Here is a 21,810-nt window from a genome sequence, read left to right as displayed (position 1 = left end):
GGCATTATGCCCAACTATTGATCAATGGCTACCTCCTCCCCATTATGATCAACAAAATTAGCTTTCAGCTTTCCGTCCTGCAAACGGATACCCGCATGTTTCGCCCACCGCTCACCCTTGTTTTCGGAAAAATCCTGCCGGTAATGGGTTCCCCTGCTTTCAGCCCGGCCCAATGCCGAAACGGCTATCGCCTTGCCCAACAGAAGCATATTTCTGAAATCAAAACAATGTTTCAAATTTATCGCAACTTCTCTGTTACTTTCCCCCCGGGCCGACAGCCCGGGCAAATCTGTCCTTTCCATTTCCTCCAGCCGGGCTATTGCCTGCTCCAGCTTGGGACCGGAACGAACCAGACCAACATTTTCAGACATAATATTTTGCACCTTTTGGATGCTTTCTTTTGGCGAAAGCCCGTAAGCCGCTTCATCCCATCCCCGGACCAGCGAAAATATTTTTTCAGCTTCCATACCGGTATTTTCTTTCAGTTCGTGTTTGCTTGCGTAAGCAGCGGCGGCAGTGCCTGCCAGGTCACCAAATACCAGGGGGTCGGTCACCGCATTCCCGCCCAGCCGGTTGGCCCCGTGAACACCTCCCGCCACTTCTCCGGCGGCGTAAAGCCCGCTTAATTCCGTGGAACAATCTTCCCGGATTAAAACCCCGCCTAAAAACGTATGCGCCCCGGGCGCCAATTCCATTGGCTGATAGGTTAAATCCACGCCTTTATTGGCAAAGGCCCGGGAGATGGATGGGCCTATTTGGGCGATTTCCTCCGGGGGAATGCTTGAAATATCAAGATACACACCACCGTTTCTGGTGCAGCGCCCCTCATTTATCTCTATCCCCACCGCCCTGTTAATCATCGCCCTGCTGCTCTTTTCCAGGGTTTCAGGCTGATGCTTCTTCATAAATCTTTCGCCCAGGCCATTGTAAAAACGGGCTCCGGCGGCTACCCAGGCGCTGGAATTGGGAGGGTAGCTGTTCATGGACGGAGGATAGCACACCGACAGCTGGAATTCAATCATTTCCATATCTATCAGCAGCAGGCCCTGCCTCAAAGCCATACTGTAGCCGTCACCGGTCATCCCGGCAGGGTTGTCCGTGGTCGCATAGATGCGGCCGCCGCCACCGGTAGCCAGCACCACGGATTTGGCCTCCACCACCAGCCACTTCAATTCGTTGCAATCCAGGGCCAAAGCACCGCAAACACAACCGTCGCCGGCCAATAGATCAATAACCATTGTGCCGGTCATTACAGGAATGCCGCTTTTAATCACCTGCTGCTTTAAAGTTTGCATCAATGCTTTGCCGGTACGGTCATAATGGTGCAGATGCCGGGGATAAGTACAGCCCACCCGGTGCCTTTGGGCATATTTATCGCCGTCTTTAATCAGATCAATGCCCCATTTTTCCAGGTCGTCAACTATCCGGATAATCTCCCGGCTAAGGCGGCTTACTAATCCCGGATTATTTAGCCCGCCACCAACTTTTAAAGTGTCCTGACAGTGAATTTCCGGGCTATCCGCCGGGTCCGAATGGCCCACAGCCGCCTGAAAGCCGCTGCGGGCCATGGGAGAGGAACCCGAGGGAAAGCTTGACTTACTCATAAGCAGCGTAGCGGCTCCCTTTTCATTAGCCCTCAGGGCGGCCATGGCAGCGGCAGCCCCTCCACCAATCACCAGCACATCGGTGGATAATTTTTGCACATTGTTCAATAAAACACCCCCAGCCATGTCATATGGTGAAATATTTCACGCTCCTGCGGCGACCTGCATTAATGGCCCGTTTTTTTACAAATCCCGGGTAATTTAAAACAACCAATCAGGATTAAATCGGTTCTTCACGGACACCCGCTCCGGGTTTTGAGCGCCAAATGGCCATAATGCCCCTTTATAGTGCTTCGTACAGACTTTTATATTACCATGAATTAAGCAGATGCTCCTGAATATAGTGCAAGTTCCATGCCATTTGAAAAACGCCGGAAAACCCCGGAGAACGGGCAATTATATTTACCTTTTTCCCCAATAACAGCCCCTATTACCACCCAATAAAAAGGAATTGGCCACATAACCGGATCACTTCAAATACCCGCCGGCCCGGACGGAAAATAGAGACGATATAGGGCCAATAAACAAACATCCCTGTACAGCTTTTTTAAACAAGAAAGCGGCGGCAGCGTAATCAGGGGGCGGCACCCCCAAATAATCAGGAAATCGGGACCTCCTGGCAGGACCGGCTTTCTGCGCCTGCTTTGCCAGGGATGGCCCAATGCCGTCAGTTACTCAGATTTCTGGCCCTCATATACCCTGCCGCCGCGCGGATATGTCCCACCGCCAGCAGGGCCAGACCGGGCACAAAAGTCTTTATCCCCGGTATTATCAGCAGCACCGCGGCCACAAACAATATCAACCTTTCAACTCTGTTATGGCCCGGGTAGGACGTCGAGCGGGCCAGGGCGTATATGCCGATGGATGAAGTGAGGACAGCCAAAGCGACTTCCACCACCGTGCCGTCCAGCAGCAACACCGAGTCATAGGCAAAGGCAAAGGGCACGATAAGCGCCGCCAGCCCCAGCTTAAAGGCCACAAATCCGGTTTTCATGGGATCCGCCTGGGCTATGGCGCCGGCTGAAAAGGCGGCGTGGCATTCCGGAGGAGTAATTGTGGAAATAACTGCATAGTAAAAAACAAACAGGTGGGCGGCCAAATCGGGCACCCCCAGTTTAATCAAGGCCGGGGCCGCCACCGAAGCGGCAATTATATAAGAGGGGGCCGTGGGCAATCCTATGCCCAGAACAATTGAAATCATCATGGTTAAGAGAAGCGTCAAAAACAAATTGTCGCCGGCAACGGACAGTATTATACTGGCAACTCTCAGGCCAAGGCCCGTAAGGGTTAATACCCCGACTATTATTCCCGCCGTGGCTGTTGCCGCGGCCAGGCTGACAATTCCCGTCATACCGTCACTTAGGGCATTGAGAATTTTACCCGGCGAAAGCCTGGAAGAGCGGCTTATCACTCCCAGCGCGATGGTTGTCAATATGGCAAACAGACCCGCCCTGATGGTGGAACTCTGAACAACCAGTAGCGTGTACATCAAAACAAGAATCGGCAGCATTAAATAGCCATGTTTTTTTACGGTTTCCCAAAATTTTGGCAGTTCGCTGGAGGGCAGGCCCTTGATGCCCAGGCGCACCGCCTCGAAGTCAACCTGTAAAAATACCGCCAGGTAATAAAGAAATGCCGGTATAATAGCCGCAAGGGCAATCTCCACATATGGTATGCCCAAAAACTCCGCCATAATAAAAGCCGAAGTGCCCATGATCGGGGGCATTAACTGCCCGCCGGTGGAACCGACGGCCTCTACAGCTCCGGCAAAGAGATTCTGGTATCCCCCCCTGATCATCAAGGGGATTGTGAAGGTGCCCACCGTGGCAACATTGGCCACCGCGCTGCCGGAAACCATGCCGAAAAGAGAACTGGCCACAATTGCCGCCTTAGCCGTCCCCCCCCTTATTCTTCCGGTCAGGGAAAGGGCCAAATTGATGAAAAGATTACTGGCGCCGCAGACATTCAGGAAAGCCCCGAAGGTAATAAACAGAATCACCACGGAGGCTGACGCCTGAACAGCGGTTCCATATATACCCTGGGGGCTGAATAGAAAGCTTACGGTATCGGAAAGGGAAAAGCCCCGGTGCCCAAAAACCCCCGGTAAATACCCCCCGTAAACCGAATACAGAATGAAGGCCACCGCTATTAAAGGAAGCGCCAGGCCCATAAGCCGCCTGGTCATTTCAAACAGCACCAATATGCAGATCAGGCCCATTACAACATCCAAACGGGTCGGGTTAAGTCCCAGCCTGTAATACAGCTCCGAATACTCAAACATGATATAAAGGCCCACGGCCAGGCTGGCAATGGCCAAAATAAGGCTTATATACCATGCCTTTTCTATTTTTCCTTCCTTGGTGGCGATACAGCCGATAAAGAAAACAATGCCGGCCAGGGTTACGTGAGCGCCTCTTAAAACCCACGGATCCACAGGAAAAATAGAAACCGCGGCAATATGAAACAGAACCGACAAAGCGGCAAACCAGGTAATAAATTTTCTAATAAGCAAAAATTTTGGATTTTCTGTTAAATTGTCGCCACTATTCATGGCAGGGACGCCCCCCTTCGACTAGTTAAACAATTACGGTGGATAAACTGCCGTGTAAGGGCAGGACGATGCCCTGCCCTTACACTCCCCCAATACTGCAAAAATCACTTGGGCGATATTTGTTCCGGAATATCAATGCCCTTTTCCACATAGTACTTATAGGCGCCCGGGTGAAGCATCACGGAACCCTTTTGGGCATCCTGGATTTTAACTTCACCGAAAGGTTTATATCCCGCCACAAGCTCATCTTGCTTTTCAAAAGTGGCCCTGGTTATTTCATACACCAGATCATCGGGAAGATCCTTATTGGCAATTAAAACCACCGGTTCAGCTATTGAATAGATGGGTTCCTTCTGGTTTTTATAGGTATTGGCGGGTATTTCATAGACAAAAAGTCCCGGGTACCGGGAAACAAATTCCTCCGACTTCTCTTTGCCCAGTCCAAATACCGTCAGATCCTCCGCGGCCTGCATCTCGGCAATTGAGTTGTGCGGGGCTGAGCCGAATACAGCCTGTACATCAAGCAGGCCGTCCTTTAAAAGATCATTGCCCTGCCCCGGGGCCATATTGCTGATCTTGCCGGGGGTAATGCCAAAGGCATCCAGTACCCGGCGGCTCCAGGTATCGCTGCCGGAACCGGCGTTACCCACTGAGATGTGCTTTCCTTTCATGGCATCTATTGAGTCTATATTGCTTTTGGCCATGCTGTAATATTGGCCCACATATGTCTGAAGCACGGCAACCAGTCTATAATTGCCCAAGGCCTGGTTATTGGTCCAATCAGCCCCTTTTATACCTTCAGCGGCCAGGGCCGCAGTACTAAGCCCCATATCCGCCTGGCCTTTATCCACCATGATGGTATTGGCCACATTGCCGCCGGTTGCCTGAACTGAAAGATTGGCCCCGGTCGCCTGCCCAACTATGGGCGCCCATACGCTTAAAAGGGAGAAGCCGCTGCCGCCCTCCGGGCCGCACACCGCAGTCAGCTGTTTGGGCCAGCCGGATTTGTCGACTCCGTTGCCCGTATCCTGAGCTGTTTCATTTTTGGAACTCTGACACCCGGTCAAGGCCAGTGCCAGCATAAACAAAACCACCAATATACCTGTTGATCTTTTAAACATGTTTTTCCCTCCTTAACCAACTAAACAGGTTTCAACGCTCATCTCCGCCGCCCCCCGTATCCGGCGGCGGCTCCCGGCAAAAGGCCCAATAAAATTAATCATTGGGTTTTAGTAATACTTTTATCACCTGTTGATTGGTTTTCCCCGCCATCAATTCAATGCCCCTTAATGTATTCTCCAGGGACACAGTATGGGTTAACATTGGCATTACATCGATTTGCCCGTTTGAGACCATCTCCAGACAGGGCGCATACTTTTTGTACTGGCCGCGGGTCCCTTTTATGGTTATCTCTCCTGCCCGCAAATCATTCATACGCACCCTGGCTCCTTTTTTCCCAAAGGTTCCCACCACAATGACCTCGCCCCGCCGCCTGACTATTTGCGTTGCCTGTTGTATGGTAACGTCCTGGTCACCGCCCGCACATTCGAAAACAGCGTCAACCCCGTGACCATCAGTTAATTCCAAAACTTTACTTACAACGTCCTCCTCTTTGCCATTAATTACCTCCATGGCGCCCATTTTTTTGGCGGTCTTTAATTTATGTTCAAACAAGTCAATGGCAATAACATTTCCACCACGGGCACTGGCTGTGGCAATGGCGCCCAAACCTATGGGACCGGCCCCCAAAACAGCCACCGTGGTTCCTTCTTCAACACATGAATGGTCCACAACAGCTTTGTAGCCGACTCCCAGGGGCTGGGTAAGCGTTGCCTGGTCCAGGGTCATATTATGCGGTACCGGAATCAAATTATCAGCGGGAACTTTGACATACTGCGCATAGCCGCCATCTGCATTAAAACCTATTACTATTACCGATTTACACAGATGAGGCAATCCTGAGTTGCAAATTTTACATACACCGCAAGGTATATTGGTTTCTGCGCAAACCCTGTCGCCACATTTAAAATTTGTTACTCCTGAACCAATTTCCGCTACAACACCACTAAATTCATGCCCTAAAACCCTGGGATATGTTGTCCTAAAATGATTTCCCTCAAAGGCGTGAACATCTGAGCCGCACACACCGCAGCTTGCCACCTTGACCAACACATCATTTTTACCCAGGCCGGGCACAGGTAGATCTTGTATTTCTAATTTTCCCGGTTCAATCACAACGGCTGCCAACAATTGTTTTCCCTCCATTCAACACTTGGATATTTAGTTGTTTACTTTTAGATTCCAGCTTACTGCCGGAGGCGGTGTTTTCAGGCTTTGCCGTTAATAGATTTTTACTCTTTCTCTGCCGTATTTGCTATTCCGGCTACTTCCTTAGCAACAATACCGGCTACCTCCTTCCCATTTATGATCAACAAAATTAGCTTTGAGCTTTCCGCCTTGCAAACGGATACCCTTGTATGATTGAAAAACCTATGTTTCCGCCCCGGCAATCCACTTCAAACCCCTGCTTTATAACTAAATTGCCTAATTGTTTTTTTCCTTCCCGCCGCCCGGTTAAATGCTCCCCGCTCCGAAAAGGAGACTTAAAAACGGTTTTAGCTTCATCTGCTAACCCGGATTAGATTGGTTTTCCACGGTCCCTGCTTATGATTCCATTGCTAAATGATCAAAATAAATTGTGAAAAAGGCTTTATATTACCGGAATTAGCGGTTGAGCATGAGTACAACGCAAGTTTTATGCCATTCAAAAAACACCAAAAAGTTAAGAAAACAGGCAATTATTTTTTCCAGTCTCACCAATAGAAGCCCCTATTGTCACCCAATAAAAAATTTGGTCATGATCATTGAATTGCTTTGAATAGCCTCCGGTTTGGCAGAAATGATGAAGGCATTAAGGAGTCAATAAGCAACATTCCACTCTAACCCTGTCACCCGGAGGCAGAGCCGCAGAAAAGCGGTTCCGGGCAATTTACCAACTTGCCGGGTCACCCCAACCCGTACTGGTGGATTATGTCATTACCCCGGAAAAGCCCCACCTTTTCCCCAAAAAATATTCTTAACCTGGAAACGATAAAGGTCATCGACAGGCCGGTGAAAAAAGGTCCCGCCTGCAAAGCCCCGCTGATATTAAAGGCGGTCAAATGGCCTTTAAGCGGGTGAACAGGCCTGGTGGTCCGGGGGAAAGGAATTAGCTTCAGTAATTCGGTAAATCGGAGGCAGGTATTTTTCCCAGGCACATTCATAGGCGCTTCAAACACAAAAAGCCGCGCATTGACTGCACGGCATACCTTTTAGACCTTCAAGGACGCGGTCTTACAGGCTGTTGGCGAGATAAAAAGAGGCCTTTGACATGGCCGGTGAAGGGGTTTCTCCATGGTTCCCAGTGGCTCCCCTCAAAACTGACGGGGCCGCCCCGCCATTGCCACCCAGATGGGGCAGTTTACTTTGCGGGCAATGGCATTGAGATTATATTTCAAGCCGGACTCCGCGGCGGGCTTGGTGGCATAAGGATTGGGCAGGACCAGCAGCGCTGTTTCACAATCAATGACGGATTTGATGATTATTTTATCCGGCCTGCCTTTTATAATGTCGGATTGAACAAGAAGACCCCGGGTCTTTGCCCGGCTGCAGAATTCGTCCAGCACGGACCGGGCGTTTAGCTGCAGGTCTTTTCCCAGCCATTGAAAAAAATTGTTCCGGACGCCGGAGGAATTGATCCACTCATCACCCAGCATATTCTCCCAACTTTCATCTATAACGGCGATGGCCCGCAACGGCGCGTTCCACTGCCCGGCCAGTTCAATGGCCACTGCGCCCGCGTCCCTGGAGGAAGCCGACCCGTCGGTTACAAACAATATTTGTCCTTGCATAATGTACTCCCTGTTTTTCTCGATAATTTTACTTTAACACTATATACCACATATCTTATGTGTTATAAACCGTATAATTAAACAATATCCTGACAGGTGATTGACAGGTTGTAAGAAAAAGTTCCTTATGCCGGCCGCGTCCTGCGCCGGCAATACCGGTGAGCCCATGATAAGCGCGGCCATGAACGGGGATGCCCCAGGGTGCGGGAACTCCTCAAGGGGAGGAACGGGAAACAAAATTTTTCCCGCATTGCCAACTTGCCGGAAGAGTACGGGGCCGTTAAACATTGAAAATATCCGGGCTGTTTGGTATGATTACAAAAACGAAATGACGGGAAGAGCGTGCCCCATGGATGAAAAAAACATAACCTGTATCCAAAAAGTAAAGTTTATATTTGATTTCTTTGAAAAGCGGGAATGGGGGCAGGGGGAAGAGCCTCCCTTAAAGAGCATAGTAAAGTCTTCCGGGATAGAACCGGCGGCAGTGGCCGATTTAAGCCGCTTTTTGCATAACCGGCTGGACAGGATAGCCAAAATGATGGAGATTTTAATGTCCGCCCATGACGGCTGGGCCACCAGCGGCAAAAGGGACAAGATTTTGCTGGAAACCAGCACCTACGACTTTAACGACGCTCTCAAACTGCTAAAGGATAACGGCTTCAACGACGATGAATTTGTTTTAAAGGTGGAATACGAGCGTAAATGGGGTTTGTTGTGATATAAGTGAGCCTTGAGGTCGGAAGGGGCTCCCTTCCGACCATGCGTTGGGGACATTCCTTCTGCCCTAAAGGTATGCTCCAAATGAAGGTGTGTCCCCTGACCTTTAAAGAGAGGTGTGTCCCCTTTCCTTAATTGCCTGTTTATCCCGGACCTTTAAGGACGCAGGCTGTTAGCGAGATAAAAATACAGAAAGGCGCGCTATAAGCATGGCTTATGCGCGCCTTTCCCGTTCGCCAAATGCTATTCTATTTAACAGCCACGGCAGCCCAATAGCCGCCCAGCAGCAGGATGGAGATGATATAACCCAGGGGCACGTTGATCAATACCCCGGTGGTAAAAGCCGCAAAGGGTTTCCAGCCCACGGAGGTCAGCTCTTTGAAGCGGGTGGTCAGGCCAATGGCCAGGAAGCAGAAAATAAAGGCCCAGGTTCTAAGAGTTTGTATGGGTTTAATGACATTGTCGGTGATCGACTTTGAAGTCGCCGCGTCGGCACCGGCGATAATTAATGTAACCAGCGCGGAAGCCACAAAGAAACCAATAACAAACTTGGGGAACCTGTACCATATTTCAGATGCCTGGGGCTTGGTTCCGTCTTCCCGCTTTTCCCACACGGTAATGGAAATCAGGGCCAGAATAAAGCACCAGATTCCCACAAACATATCACGGCCAACTACCTTCATCAAAGTAAAGGTGGTGATAGCCTGGTCGCCAATGGCGGCGGCAGCGGCCATGCCGGCGGCGTCGGCAAACTCCGAAGTGCCTATCCAGGCCCCGGCCGGGCCGGCGGGAATTCCAAACAGGCTGATGAAAATGGGCAGTGCGTATATCATAACGATGGCCCAGACCACAACCAGCGAGATAGCCACTGACACATGCTGTTTTTCCGCCTTAACGGCCCCACCGATGGCAATGGAGGCGGACACGCCGCATATGGAGCCGCCGGCGCCCAGCGTGGCGGCAAAACGCTTATCCAGCCCAAACAATTTGGTGCCGGCGAAGTATATGGCCGTGAAAGTGCTTACGGCTATAACGGTGGCCTGGGTAAAGGCCATCGGGCCCGCCTCTATAATTTTGGTAAATGGAAGGGTGGCGCCCAGCAGCACGATACCTACTTTAACGTAGAATTCTGTTCTCAAGGATGCCTCCATCCATTTGGGCATTGGTATGACGTTGCCCACCAGCAGGCCAAGACCAAGGGCTACCAGGGGAGGCTCCAGGTTGTATTTTTGCGCCCACTCCCAGGAACCGAAAATGGAGACTATAACGCTGGCTACAAAAATAATAATAAATCCGGGAATAAACTGGTTTAATTTATGCCCCAGTATTTTAACCGCAACGGAGAAAAGCACGGCAAAAACAACAAACATCATCACCAGGGCACCCAGGTTTTGACCTAAAAACGCTGAAACGGCGCTAAAGTCGGACCATTTGGAAATGCTTACGGCAATCGGTTTTATCGAGCCGCCGGAAATCCAGAATAATATCGCGGCAATCACCGTTCCGACGCCAAGCCAGACCGCCCACCAATCTTCCTTTTTGTAAAGGTCCGACCAGCCGCCGCTTACGGCGACAGGTTTATTAGACATGGAAAATCCCCCCTTGTAATTAATTATTAGTTTAATTGATTAAAACGGGGCACTTATAACAGCCGGCATTGTTGACAAGTACCGTTTTAAACAGGCCCGGGTAAAAAAATTCTGTAATATGCCGAAAACATTAATCAACCGGATATTATATAACTGTTTAAATAATCTTGGTATTGATTGTATTATAGAAATCTTATATTATTTTTTCATTTAATCAACAATTTGAGAGCTGAATGGTATTTTCATGTTCAGCATCCGGCCATAAGATATCAAAAAGTTGAACATAAATGTTCAACTTTTTGATAAATCCTTTCATTTAAGAGAAAATATATTTAATAAAAATAGAAGGGGGTAAATGGAAATAACTACGCAAAAAGCCCCGGGCAGATGGTTTTATATAACAATGACGGTAATTTTACTTGTGCCCCTGCTGCACTTTTACAGTGCCCGGGTGGAAACCCGCGGGATTGAAAATATTGCCGGGGAACTTGAGGAGGCCTCCGCCAATTACAATCTCTTTAATAATATCTCGGCCCTGACATACAATGCCCAGGCCTACATGCTTTATGCCGATAAAGGGAAAATAGAAAAATTCAATGAATTGAGTATTAACGTTGTAAAAAAAGAACTCGATCTTTTCAACAGGGGCGGTTCCGAAAAAAGAAAAGCTGATTTAAAGAACCTCATAGAAAAAACCAGGGACTATATATCCTACGTGCGGGGAGAAGTGCTTCCGGCTGTCCAGGCGGGCAAAAAGGACGAATTCATAGCCGTTAACGGCGGGCAGTTTGATGCCATGACCGGAGAAATGCTGGAGTTATCCGGAAGCCTGCTGTTAACCGGGGATGCCCGCCTAAAGGATGAAACAACCCGGGTTGCCAATATCCAGAATAGAATATCCATTTTATCCCTCGGGCTTGTCCTGATGATTTTATTGCTGCTGCTGCTGGGTGTCCGCAAGCTGCTCCATCCTCTGCTGGAAAGCGGCAAACTTTCCGCCGACCTTGTTGCGTTTTACAGGGATGGAGTAATGGTTATCGACCGGGAAAGCAGGGTCACCAGGGTAAATGAACCTTTACAAAAGTTATTGAATGTTAAACAGCCTGATATTTTAGGCAAAACACTTAACGAGCTTTCCGCGGCCTTTCCGTTTATTCAGAATTTAATCCAGCCGCTTTTCAGCGTGCTCCTAAACCAGGATAAAATAATTAATAAACAGATTATATTAAACAGCGCCGGCAGCAAATCTTTTTTAAATGTGGACTATCACCCCATGTTTTTCTCTAAAAGGCTGACAGGCGCCGTATTAATTGTCAATACCGTGGAAATGCAAAAAAATAAAAGATATCTGTTTGATACAATCGAAGCGGAGCGGAAAAAAATATCCATTGAAATACATGACTGGATTGGCAGGGGCATGTCACCTATCATTCATTCACTGGATTATATCCTCCGGGCCAACAATGAAGTGCCGCCGGGTATCCATGAGAGCCTGGTCAAGCTCAGAACCCACTGCCAAAACGCGGCCATGGACATGCGCAGCATTATGAATGACATTCATCCTTATTTAATTGATGAGGTCGGCCTGGTATCCGCCCTGGAATCCTACACCTCCAATTTTGAAAATATGCAGGGCATCAGGGTGTACATGTTCTATAAGGAAAGAACTTTAAACATAAACAAAAAGGTTGAAATAATTATTTACAGGATTATTCAGGAAGCCTTAAGCAATGTGGTCAAGCACAGCACCGCCGGCGAAGTGGATATTTACCTTAAAGAGGAAGAAGATGTTTTAAAGGTTGAGATTATGGATAACGGCGATATGATGGAGGATTTTGTGGCGGGAAAAGGTTTATGGGGGATGAAGGAAAGGGCTAATCTGGCAGGCGGTGACTTATCCTACGGCAGCGATGAAAACGGATTTTCCTTAACCTTGACGATTCCCTTGAGCAGTGGAGGAAAAAACAATGGCTAAAATTAAAGTTATGCTGGTGGAAGACCATAATATTGTCAGGGAAGGTTTAAAGCGGTTAATGGAAATGGAAGAAGGGATACAGGTAATCGCCGAGGCCGCCACCTGCAGGGAAGCCCTGGAGCAATTAAAACCCGATACCGATGTCATTTTACTGGATATAAAACTGCCGGACGGCGACGGGCTTGACCTGTGCAAGGAATTTAAAAAAAAGCTTCCCGGCGTGCGGTTTATAGCATTAACAACCTATGACGACGCTTTGTTTATCAAGAAGGCCCTGGAATCCGGGGTCCATGGTTTTATTCCCAAGTATGCCTCCTTTGATGAAATCAAGTCGGCAATAAATATAACCATGCGGGATGGGCATTACCTTTATCCCGGTTTGAATGTTGAAGTTATCATGAGACTAAATGAAAGCAGCCTGACAGAATACGAAATGCAAATATTAAGAATGATGGCCGGCGGAGCCACGCAAAAATCCATTGCTTCATCTCTTTATATGAGCATATCCACGCTCAGGAGAAGAATAACCGGCATCTGCACCAAATTGGGAGTTGATACCGTTGAAGAAGCCCTGGCCACTGCTGCCAAAAAAGGGTTGATCCGGTAGAAAGGAGGCCCCCGGCAGTGAACAACCCGGCCAACAAAAGAAAGGTTCTGGCGTATTTTGCCATAATCTTTTTTTTGACATTAATTATTTTGTTTTTCATATGGGAGTTTCGTTACATCAAAAAAATCATCGCTGATAATGAAAACAACATCGAAACTATTGTTTCAAGTGAAATTGCCGCCTATATCCAGGATCTGCAGTTTATAACGGAAAACGCGTCAAATTTATTTACAAATGTCACAACGGATAAAATCGGCAGCTTTAAAGCTATTGCCCAAAAGGATGACAGGATTTTAAATATCGGTTTGCTGGATGGTTCGGGCAATATTATAAATTCTTATAATGGTATGGACCTGCGCATCCCCCGGTCCGCGTTGCAAAAAACCGTACAGGGCGTCCCATATATATACGCCGTAAAAAATGGGGAGCATGCCAGCGGGCTGGCGGTTGTGACAGGAATTAACGGCGGCGTTAATGAAAACGCCCGTTATTTGGTGCTGCTTTTTAACGCAAATGATTTTGTCAATGAATTTATCCTCAAATACAATACCGACCAAATCAAGGCGGCAATAATCGACAGGGGCGGACTACCCTTGGCCTGGCCCTTTGAACAGGCAGATTACGGCGCTTTTCTCACAGACAGGGAAATATTTAAAACCCAGGATGCCCGTTATGCAATTCACAGAATAGATCTGGAAAATACATCAATGAGCGTTTATTTTTTCAGCAAGCAAAGTAATTTTGCCGCTTATAGAATTATCACCATCATGTTTTTGCTGTTTACTTTATATTTCCTTATTTATCAATTTATAGTGGAGCTGTTAAATGCCAATAACATGCAATCCTATTTTGAAAATATAGATTTTAATATTTTCAATCATTTAAAAGAAGGCATAATTATAGCCAACAAATTTAGCAAAATAGTCTTTGCCAATAACATTGTATACGAGATTTTTGCTGAAAAGGAAATAATTTTCAATAAGACCCGGCTTAAGGAAATCATTGGTCCCACAGATAATGACGGCACCAAGCTAACTTTAAAAACAGCAAACAACCTGATTGATATAATTTCTTCACCCATTGTTAAAAACGGAAAACTGCTGGGGGCGCTGGTGGTTGTCAGTCCGAGCCACGAAAAAGACAAGCTGGGCGGCAAGGCGCTGGAGAAAATTATAGAGTATTCACAGGACGGAATAATATTTGTTGATAAGGACGGAAAAATAATAAACTTCAATTTGATGGCCAGCTACTACCTGGGCAATGTTAAAAACGATATAAATATAAACCAGGCAAATTCCGAACTGGCGGACCTGATTGAAAACAGCATCGGCACAAACTCCCCCGCCAGGGGCGTGCTTTCCTATGGTGAAACCATCTGCGAGCTGATACCCCTGTACGACGACAATAGTTTTTATGCCGGAACTGTGGTCTTTCTCAAGGGCGGCAGTAATCAGTAAAATAACAGCACTAAAATTAATATCAGCGCGGATATGGCCAGCGCGGCAAAATCCTCCAGCCTCCCGGAATCAAACAAAAGGTTTAAGTTGTCCCGGGCATTTTTTTCCGGCATTACAAGGACCTCCCCATAAATATTCACGGCCGGGCCGGAATAAACAGCAGTGTTACAATCAGGGCAAGCAGGGCTTTAAGCACGGCCGCCGCCGTTCCCACCAGCAGCGGCTGGCCGCCCGCCTTGCGCAGCTCCTCAAATGATATTTGCATACCCAGCCCGGATAATCCTATGGCAAAAAACCAGTTATAGAGATTGCGGATAAGCACGATCCCGGGGGATGGGGGTGAAGTCTCGCCCAACAGCCCAAAGGACGTCATTATCACCACCACAAAGAATCCGATAATAAATAACGGAAACTTATCCCAGAAACCGGTGTATGCGGGGTATTCGTCATCGTTATCTTCCCCCCGGCTGTTGTACACGGCCAGGGCAAGCACCACGAAAGGCAAAAAAATTATTCTGGCCAGGTTAAATATTTCCCCTGTCTTTAAACTTTCGGACACCCTGTCCGCAGTGCCGTGGTCAAAGGCAAGGGCGGCCGCCAGCACCTGGCCGGAATTCAAAATGCCTGTTCCCGCCCAGACCCCGAACTGGTGGGCGGTCAAACCGATAAGAGTGCCGATGGGCGGAAAGACCAGCAGGAATATAACCCCCACCGACAAAATGGTGGCAATTGAATAAGCCACATCGGAAGTTTTGGCCCTTACCGCGGGAGCCGTGGCCACAATGGCGGAGACCCCGCATACCGCGGTGCCGGCGGCCAATATGGAGGCAGAGGCCCGGTTCATGCCAATCTTCTGTCCCAGGTAAAGTGTAAAGGCAATAATCAGCGCAATAAAGACAAAAATAATTATGAAAGCATTCAATCCCAGGCTGGCCAGATCCGCCACACTGTATAAAGAGCCCAGCAATATAACGCCAATCTTAATAAAAAGGCGGGATGTCCTGATGCCCGGTTTTAGCACATCCGGTAAACCGATCAGATTTCTAAAAAGCATGCCGGCCAATATGGAAATAAGTATGTAGTTCAAATGTAAAATATCTATCAATAATTTACTGGTTACCGGATTTGAAGCAAACAAAGCCTCCAGGCCCCGCCACTGCGGGAACCCCAAATCCGCGCCGCCCCTGGCCAGCAGGGCCACCGCCAGCATAACCAGGATCCCCGGCACTAATTTTAAAACCAGTCTAAACCCCTGAACCAGCACAACACTACCCCTATTCTACGGGGTCAGGCTTGCGTTATTGCACTTTTTATTAAAAAGTGCAATAACGCAAGCCTGACCCCGGTTTAAATCATTTGTAAAATTCTTTCGGCGTTAATTCCGGCAATGCGAATCATTTTATTGCGGCCGGTATGGCCGGAAACCAGTTGAACGCTCTGGCGGGGGACCTTGAAAACCTCCGCCAGAAATTTGATGCAAGCCTCGTTGGCTTCTCCGTCCACTGGGGGAGCGGTAATTCTTACCCTCAGGGCGTCGTCCATTATACCCGCCAATTGATTTCTGGAGGCCCGGGGCTGCACCCTGACTTTAATAATCACCCCGGTGCCGTCTTCTTTTAAGTGCAACATCCACCGTCACCTTGATCCATTGGGGTCAGGCCTGCGTTATTGCACTTTTTTAATAAAAAGTGCAATAACGCAGGCCTGACCCCCTTTTTAGAGCAGCCGGTGTAGGGTTACGAAAATTCGCCCTCCCCGGGAAACTCCTTTAACCATGGAGACCTCCAGCCGACCGCGGCCTTTTAGGGAAATGACATCCCCCTCTTTAACCGGCCTGGAAGAATCCCGGCAGGGCTGCCAGTTTAGATGAACTTTTTCCGCGGCTATTTCGGTAACCATTTTGGAGCGTGAAACACCGTAACCCACGGCGGCCACCGCGTCAAGCCGCATGGAAGCCACTGTGGAATTTATTTCCTTAAACTTCCTTTCAGGAAGTTTAAGTTCTTCCCTGGTTATCTCCCGCACGGTTACTTCCCAGCGGGACACTTTTAGAAGGTTATTTTTAATAAATCCGGCTATACCGGCGTCAACCACCACCTGGGCTCCCCCGGGATTAACCAGTATATCTCCCAGCTTTCCCCGCTTTAATCCCAGACCCAGCAGTGAGCCTAAGAAATCCCTGTGGGAAGGCCGGGCGTTCCCAAAACTGCCCTCCACGGCAAAAAAGCCCAATCCCCCGGCATCCTCCGGTTCAATATAATCCGGACAGATGACCACCCTCTGCCTCTCGGCCCCGGGGTAGCCTCCATCAACTCCGCAGGTTATTGAAGAAAGTCTTGACAGTGAAGAAATAATCAGACCCGCATGATACGGGTCGTGGAAATCTGTATATTGGGGCTGATGGTAACGATTAACCAAATCAGCCAGATCCAGCGCCCTGGCCAGTATGTCTCTATCCTCGCCCTGAACGCCGGTAAGCAGCCGCTCCCGTTGGGACACAGAACTCACCCTCCGCTAAAGACCCAGCATGCGCAACAATTGAATGATAAGCCTGTTTAACAGTTCAAGGGCGAAAAAGGCTGCAATGGGGGATATATCAACAACTCCAATGGGTGGTATAATTCTCCTGAAAAAACCGAGAACCGGTTCGGTAACTTCATAGATAAAACGAATTACCGGCTGATAAGGATTATGTCTCACCCAGGAAAGGATGATCCGCGCAAAGATAAGCCATATATAAACCTGAAATATTATGTTTACAATATACTCTAAATTCATTATTGCACTCCTAAACACAATTAGGGAACTTTTCTTTTTGGAAAACCCAAAAGAAAATGAAATTTAAAAACCAATAAAGGTATGTCCCCGCTCCTTGATTGGTATATGCCCAACTTTTTTTATTATTTTTTACCAGCTCCCATTTCCCTGGAACGAAGGGTGGCCACCTCCACCGCCCTCATCAGGGCTCCTCTTAATCCGGCTTGCTCAAGGGCAAAAAGACCCTCGATGGTGGTTCCTCCGGGGGTTGTAACCATGTCCTTCATTTTGGCCGGATGGCCGCCGGTTTCCAGAACCATCCGGGCAGCTCCCTGCATGGTCTGGGCCGCCAGCAGCAAAGCCGTGTCCCTGGGCAAACCCACCCTGACACCGGCGTCCGCCAGCGCCTCCAGTATAACAAACATGTAAGCGGGACCGCTGCCGCTCAATCCGGTTACCGCGTCCATCTGGGACTCCGGTACCTCCACCGCCCTGCCCACGGCGGAAAAAATAGCCATGGCCCGCTCCATATCCCGGCTACCGGCCCGGCTGCCGGGGCAGAGGGCGCTGATCCCGTCACCCACCAGGGCCGGGGTGTTGGGTGCGACCCGCACCACCGCCACGGGAATCCCCAGGTATTCCTCCAGCATGGCCGTGGAAATACCAGCGGCTATAGAAATTAATGTCTGACCGGATTTAATGCTGCCGCTGACTTCCCGCAGCACCCCTTCCGCCACAAAGGGTTTGACAGCCAGCAGAACTATGTCCGCCACGGCAGCCGCGGAGGCATTATCCAGGGCCGTATTAATGCCGAACTCGCCCTTCAGCAGTTCCAGCCGCTCCCTGTTTATATCGGTAACATATACATTCTCCGGCGCAAATATACCTTTTTGCAACAGCCCGGTCAAGATGGCCCCGGCCATGGCGCCGCCGCCCAAAAAGCCTATCTTTAATCCGGATAAGGGCATTTAAACTCCTCCTGTATTCTGTCAATTAGGGGACACTGCTTATGGAAAACAAATACTATCGCATCCAGGAAAGAATGCCCTGCTCCTTGATCTGGTCTTTCAATTCACAGGAAATGTCCATATTGCTGGGCACGGAAAGAAAGATACCGTTGCCGACCTTTTGCAGGGAACCGTTTAAAGCGTAGGTGCAGCCGCTGATAAAGTCCACCACGCGCTTGGCCAGCTCCGCATCGGCCTTTTCCAGGTTTATTATCACCGGGCGGCGGCTCTTTAAATTGTCGGCTATGGTCTGCACCTCGTTAAAATCATGGGGCTCAACCACCACCACTTTCATCTGGCGCTGGGCGTGCAGGTTTACCACCTGCCCCCTGCGCTTGGCCGGAGTGATTTCCTCTTCCTCGCGGTAACGATCATCGCGCCATTTTTCTTCATCTTCCAGAGGTTCTTCTTCAAATCCCATAAACCCGAGCATTCTATCCATCAATTTCTTTGCCGCCATCTGATATACCTCCTTTAAGGCATTAATATTTTCGCTTTCCGAAAATGGCCGTTCCCACTCTTATAATGTTAGCTCCTTCTTCCACCGCCACGGTATAGTCGTTGGTCATCCCCATGGAAAGACAGTCTAATTCCACCGAACTGATTTTACTTTTAATATTTTCGGACAACAACCTCAATTCCTTGAATACCGGCCTTACTTCTTCGGGATTATCCACGTAGGGAGCTATGGTCATCAGGCCCTTTATGGTCAACCCCGGCAGGCTTAGGGCGTCTTTAATAAAATCCGCCACCTCTTCCGGGGATAATCCGGATTTTGTTTCCTCCCCCGACACGTTAACCTGTACCAGCACACCGGACGCCAGTCCCGCCTCCACCGAACGCCTGCTTATTTCCTCCGCCAGGTGCCAGCGGTCCAGGGAATGAATGAGATTAACCCTGCCAATTATCGGCTTGACCTTATTGGTCTGCAGTGTTCCGATCAGGTGCCATTCAATACCGCCGGGCAATAACGGCCCTTTGGCCAATATTTCCTGCACCCTGTTTTCCCCCAGGGCGGTTACTCCCAGATCTATAGCCCTTTTAGCCGCATCCGGCCCCACTGTTTTGGTTACGGCCACCAGTTTTATCCCGGAAGGGTCCCGTCCCGCCCTTTGGGCAGCCCTTTTCACATTTTCCCTTACCAGGGTTAAACCGGCGGCAATACTGTCTTCCATCACTCTACCCTATCTCCCACCCTTACCCATCGTGGATTTTTTATATAACGAATTTCTGCCCCCAGTCCGGTTCCGGCGATTACCGGCTCGCCGTCCATATGGCCCCTTACTTCCACCGGACACCATTCCACACGCTGCTTGCTGGAAATATAAATTCCTTTAACACCGTTTTTCTCCACCAGGGCTGAAGAGGGCACCTTGAATCCCGTCACCCTGTCCCGGAGCAGTTCCATGTCCACATTCCTAAGATGCACCAGTTTGTCCGGATAATCGCTGATTCTTATAATAAGCTCCGTCCTGTTAACGGCTTCTTTCAAAGTTTCCAGCCGGCCGTTCAATTCCTTGCCGTTCCATAAAAGGGTCAAAGCCCCGCCCTTGCGCAGCTTCTCCCGGGGATATTCCTCCGGCGCCTGCAGATATATGAGCAGCGGAGCAAGATTGTCCACAATTTTCACCACCGACTGGCCCTTTTCAACAATTTCTCCGGGCCGGGCATTTTCAGTTATTTTTTGAAGCTGCGATATATCCAATGCATCCATATAAGCCGGTTTTAATATATTCTCCCTGTTGTCGATATGCGTGCAAACCAGCCCGGAACGGGGAGCGGCAAGCGCGTGTGCTCCGCCCTCACCGGCCTGGGCTGAAACCCTGGCCACCTCCTGGCCGGCCTTAACCCTGACACCCTCATTTACGGTAAGCCTGAAATTGCCCCCCACGGGAGCATTTATCAGCGTCTCATCTTTTATCAGCAAACAATTTACGGAATCGGCCTGATTAAAAACAGCCGGGGTTAAAAATTCAATATTAATCAGCCTGAATAAAATAAGCTGCCAAATTTGGGTCGCAACAATAAACAGGATAAAAACTCCGCAGGCAAGCAGTATCAATACCGCGGCCCAGTTCCTGCGGCGCAAGGGGCGCCTGCCTTCACCGGCAACCTCTTTTTTCACGCGTACACCTTCCTGCAAATGTCCCGGATATAAGCCGGGGACCTTCCTTCGTGAACCTTATTCAATAGTTTAGTATTTTTAGAAGGTGTGTCCTCTGACATGCGTTGTGGACATTCCTTCATGATTTTTGTTTTACGGTTTAAAATTTTAGATATCCCGGGAAGGCGTGTCCCTGACCTTTTTCTGAAATAATCTATATTCGACAATGCACCTGGAAAATCCTGCGAGAAAAATAAAAACGCCTTTATTTCAGGCGTTTTTGAGGTTTCACCCGGGCACTATTTTTGTTTATTTTACCTGTTATATACAATATATGGACATTAATTAACAATAAGGTGCTATATATAAACCTCCGCCGGTCTATTGCCTGAAAATTTTTTTTTAACCGAATCTGCCGGTGATATAGTCCTCAGTCCTGCGGTCCCTGGGCCTGGTGAAAATCTCTTCGGTTTCTCCATATTCAATGAGTTCCCCGTTGAGGAAAAAGGCCGTATAGTCCGATACCCTGGCGGCCTGCTGCATGTTGTGGGTTACTATTACTATGGTATAGTCGTTTTTCAGCACCTGAATCAGTTCTTCTATTTTTAAGGTGGATATGGGATCAAGAGCCGAACTGGGCTCATCCATCAGCAGTACATCCGGTTCCACCGCCAGCAATCTGGCGATACACAGCCTCTGCTGCTGCCCGCCCGACAAACCCAGGGCGGGCTTTAACAGCCGGTCATGCACCTCGTCCCACAGGGCGGCGCCCCGCAGGCTCATTTCCACCAGTTCATCCAGGGCTTTTTTATTCCGCTTTCCGTGTATGCGGGGGCCGTAGGCCACGTTGTCATAAATGGACATGGGAAAAGGATTTGGCCTCTGGAAGACCATCCCCACCCTTTTGCGCAGGGCAACCACATCCACGTTATCTTTATATATGTCATTTCCGTCCAGGAGAACGTTGCCCTCCACCCGCACCCCCTCATAAAGATCGTTCATCCTGTTAAGCACTCTCAAAAAAGTCGACTTGCCGCAACCGGACGGCCCTATCAACGCGCTGATCCTGTTTTCTCTAATGTTTATGTTGACGTCCTTGAGGGCCTGAAAATCCTTATAAAAAAGATTCAGGTTTTCTACTTCAATTTTGTCGGACAATTTCGATACCTCACTCTTAATGCAAATAAACATATTTTTGACATTTTAACAAAGGCATATTATAGGCCCGTTAGAATAAAGTTAATTTTTAATTAACGGCCTACCCGTTAAAAATGGCTTGAATATTGTTTAATCTTTTTCCTGGCTGTAAATATATAACCGCCACTTCTGCCATTGGGAACCAATATAACGCTCTTGGCTCAACCATAGTGAAACTTTAGACTTGCCGGACTGCAACACGGCAACTTCAACAATAATTTAAGGCTTTTGGCCTGTTATCAATTGAGCCGGGTCCGGCTGATATATATACTACTATCAATGAGGCGGCCGCACCTGCTTTGGGAGGCAAAAAAAAACCGGCATAACGCGGGAGTTGCCGCGCTGCCGGTTTAAT

General features: G+C 48.8%; 20 protein-coding genes. 4 read left to right on the top strand and 16 right to left on the bottom strand.

Annotated elements, in window-relative coordinates; translation table 11 throughout:
- Positions 1-14 precede the first annotated feature (14 nt).
- The 6 genes from DCCM_RS07025 to DCCM_RS07000 all read right to left on the bottom strand — a co-directional run bounded on the left by DCCM_RS07025 (position 15) and on the right by DCCM_RS07000 (position 8,045).
- Complete coding sequence (locus DCCM_RS07025; RefSeq protein WP_231702691.1) at positions 15-1,703, bottom strand: FAD-binding protein; 1,689 nt, start codon at positions 1,701-1,703, stop codon at positions 15-17.
- A gap of 568 nt (positions 1,704-2,271) precedes the next feature.
- Positions 2,272-4,155, bottom strand: a complete 1,884-nt coding sequence (locus tag DCCM_RS07020; protein ID WP_104371712.1) for a TRAP transporter permease — start codon at positions 4,153-4,155, stop codon at positions 2,272-2,274.
- Between the two features lie 104 nt (positions 4,156-4,259).
- Entirely contained in the window at positions 4,260-5,276 is a 1,017-nt protein-coding gene (locus DCCM_RS07015) for a TAXI family TRAP transporter solute-binding subunit (RefSeq protein WP_104371711.1), read from the bottom strand.
- Positions 5,277-5,370: 94 nt separating this feature from the next.
- Positions 5,371-6,405: a zinc-dependent alcohol dehydrogenase gene (locus DCCM_RS07010; RefSeq protein ID WP_165792044.1), complete on the bottom strand. Its 1,035-nt coding sequence runs from the start codon at positions 6,403-6,405 to the stop codon at positions 5,371-5,373.
- A gap of 755 nt (positions 6,406-7,160) precedes the next feature.
- Positions 7,161-7,433 (bottom strand): hypothetical protein, encoded by a 273-nt coding sequence (locus DCCM_RS07005; protein ID WP_128739107.1) that lies wholly within the window; start codon positions 7,431-7,433, stop codon positions 7,161-7,163.
- 135 nt (positions 7,434-7,568) lie between these two features.
- Positions 7,569-8,045 carry a universal stress protein gene (locus tag DCCM_RS07000; RefSeq protein ID WP_104371708.1) on the bottom strand — a complete coding sequence of 159 codons (477 nt, stop codon included), beginning with the start codon at positions 8,043-8,045 and terminating at the stop codon, positions 7,569-7,571.
- Positions 8,046-8,394: 349 nt separating this feature from the next.
- Here DCCM_RS07000 and DCCM_RS06995 point away from each other — a divergent pair, with 349 nt between their 5' ends.
- Positions 8,395-8,763 (top strand): hypothetical protein, encoded by a 369-nt coding sequence (locus tag DCCM_RS06995; RefSeq protein ID WP_104371754.1) that lies wholly within the window; start codon positions 8,395-8,397, stop codon positions 8,761-8,763.
- 247 nt (positions 8,764-9,010) lie between these two features.
- Here the strand turns inward: DCCM_RS06995 and DCCM_RS06990 are convergent, their stop codons facing one another.
- A complete protein-coding gene (locus tag DCCM_RS06990) occupies positions 9,011-10,351 on the bottom strand; it encodes a YeiH family protein (RefSeq protein ID WP_104371707.1) in 1,341 nt (446 codons plus the stop codon).
- 355 nt (positions 10,352-10,706) lie between these two features.
- On the opposite strand from DCCM_RS06990, the gene DCCM_RS06985 reads away from it, so the two are divergent.
- From DCCM_RS06985 to DCCM_RS06975, 3 genes are read left to right on the top strand one after another with little or no spacing between them, the layout of a single operon-like run.
- Entirely contained in the window at positions 10,707-12,326 is a 1,620-nt protein-coding gene (locus DCCM_RS06985; protein ID WP_104371706.1) for a sensor histidine kinase, read from the top strand.
- Positions 12,319-12,933 carry a response regulator transcription factor gene (locus tag DCCM_RS06980; RefSeq protein ID WP_104371705.1) on the top strand — a complete coding sequence of 205 codons (615 nt, stop codon included), beginning with the start codon at positions 12,319-12,321 and terminating at the stop codon, positions 12,931-12,933. Before DCCM_RS06985 ends, DCCM_RS06980 begins: the two co-directional genes overlap by 8 nt.
- A gap of 17 nt (positions 12,934-12,950) precedes the next feature.
- Positions 12,951-14,390: a PAS domain-containing protein gene (locus DCCM_RS06975; protein WP_104371704.1), complete on the top strand. Its 1,440-nt coding sequence runs from the start codon at positions 12,951-12,953 to the stop codon at positions 14,388-14,390.
- Positions 14,391-14,526: 136 nt separating this feature from the next.
- On the opposite strand, the gene DCCM_RS06970 is transcribed toward DCCM_RS06975, so the two are convergent.
- The 9 genes from DCCM_RS06970 to pstB all read right to left on the bottom strand — a co-directional run bounded on the left by DCCM_RS06970 (position 14,527) and on the right by pstB (position 21,449).
- Positions 14,527-15,654 carry a YeiH family protein gene (locus DCCM_RS06970; RefSeq protein ID WP_307718801.1) on the bottom strand — a complete coding sequence of 376 codons (1,128 nt, stop codon included), beginning with the start codon at positions 15,652-15,654 and terminating at the stop codon, positions 14,527-14,529.
- 83 nt (positions 15,655-15,737) lie between these two features.
- Positions 15,738-16,019: a DUF167 domain-containing protein gene (locus DCCM_RS06965; protein WP_104371703.1), complete on the bottom strand. Its 282-nt coding sequence runs from the start codon at positions 16,017-16,019 to the stop codon at positions 15,738-15,740.
- An 87-nt stretch (positions 16,020-16,106) separates the two neighbouring features.
- Positions 16,107-16,889 (bottom strand): YlmH family RNA-binding protein, encoded by a 783-nt coding sequence (locus DCCM_RS06960; protein ID WP_104371702.1) that lies wholly within the window; start codon positions 16,887-16,889, stop codon positions 16,107-16,109.
- Between the two features lie 15 nt (positions 16,890-16,904).
- Positions 16,905-17,168 carry a YggT family protein gene (locus DCCM_RS06955; RefSeq protein WP_104371701.1) on the bottom strand — a complete coding sequence of 88 codons (264 nt, stop codon included), beginning with the start codon at positions 17,166-17,168 and terminating at the stop codon, positions 16,905-16,907.
- Positions 17,169-17,290: 122 nt separating this feature from the next.
- The gene (gene proC / locus DCCM_RS06950) at positions 17,291-18,115 is read right to left on the bottom strand and encodes a pyrroline-5-carboxylate reductase (RefSeq protein ID WP_104371700.1); all 825 of its coding nucleotides are present in this window, start codon (positions 18,113-18,115) and stop codon (positions 17,291-17,293) included.
- A 55-nt stretch (positions 18,116-18,170) separates the two neighbouring features.
- Positions 18,171-18,614: a cell division protein SepF gene (locus DCCM_RS06945; protein ID WP_104371699.1), complete on the bottom strand. Its 444-nt coding sequence runs from the start codon at positions 18,612-18,614 to the stop codon at positions 18,171-18,173.
- 22 nt (positions 18,615-18,636) lie between these two features.
- On the bottom strand, positions 18,637-19,329 hold the full coding sequence (locus DCCM_RS06940) for a YggS family pyridoxal phosphate-dependent enzyme (RefSeq protein ID WP_104371752.1): 693 nt from the start codon (positions 19,327-19,329) through the stop codon (positions 18,637-18,639).
- A complete protein-coding gene (locus tag DCCM_RS06935; RefSeq protein WP_104371698.1) occupies positions 19,329-20,279 on the bottom strand; it encodes a biotin/lipoyl attachment domain-containing protein in 951 nt (316 codons plus the stop codon). Before DCCM_RS06935 ends, DCCM_RS06940 begins: the two co-directional genes overlap by 1 nt.
- A 381-nt stretch (positions 20,280-20,660) precedes the next feature.
- Positions 20,661-21,449 carry a phosphate ABC transporter ATP-binding protein PstB gene (pstB, locus tag DCCM_RS06930; RefSeq protein ID WP_104371697.1) on the bottom strand — a complete coding sequence of 263 codons (789 nt, stop codon included), beginning with the start codon at positions 21,447-21,449 and terminating at the stop codon, positions 20,661-20,663.
- Between the last annotated feature and the right edge of the window lie 361 nt (positions 21,450-21,810).

Source organism: Desulfocucumis palustris (assembly GCF_002933875.1).
Taxonomy (GTDB): domain Bacteria; phylum Bacillota; class Desulfotomaculia; order Desulfotomaculales; family Desulfocucumaceae; genus Desulfocucumis; species Desulfocucumis palustris.
This window is presented reverse-complemented; position numbering and strand designations above follow the sequence as displayed.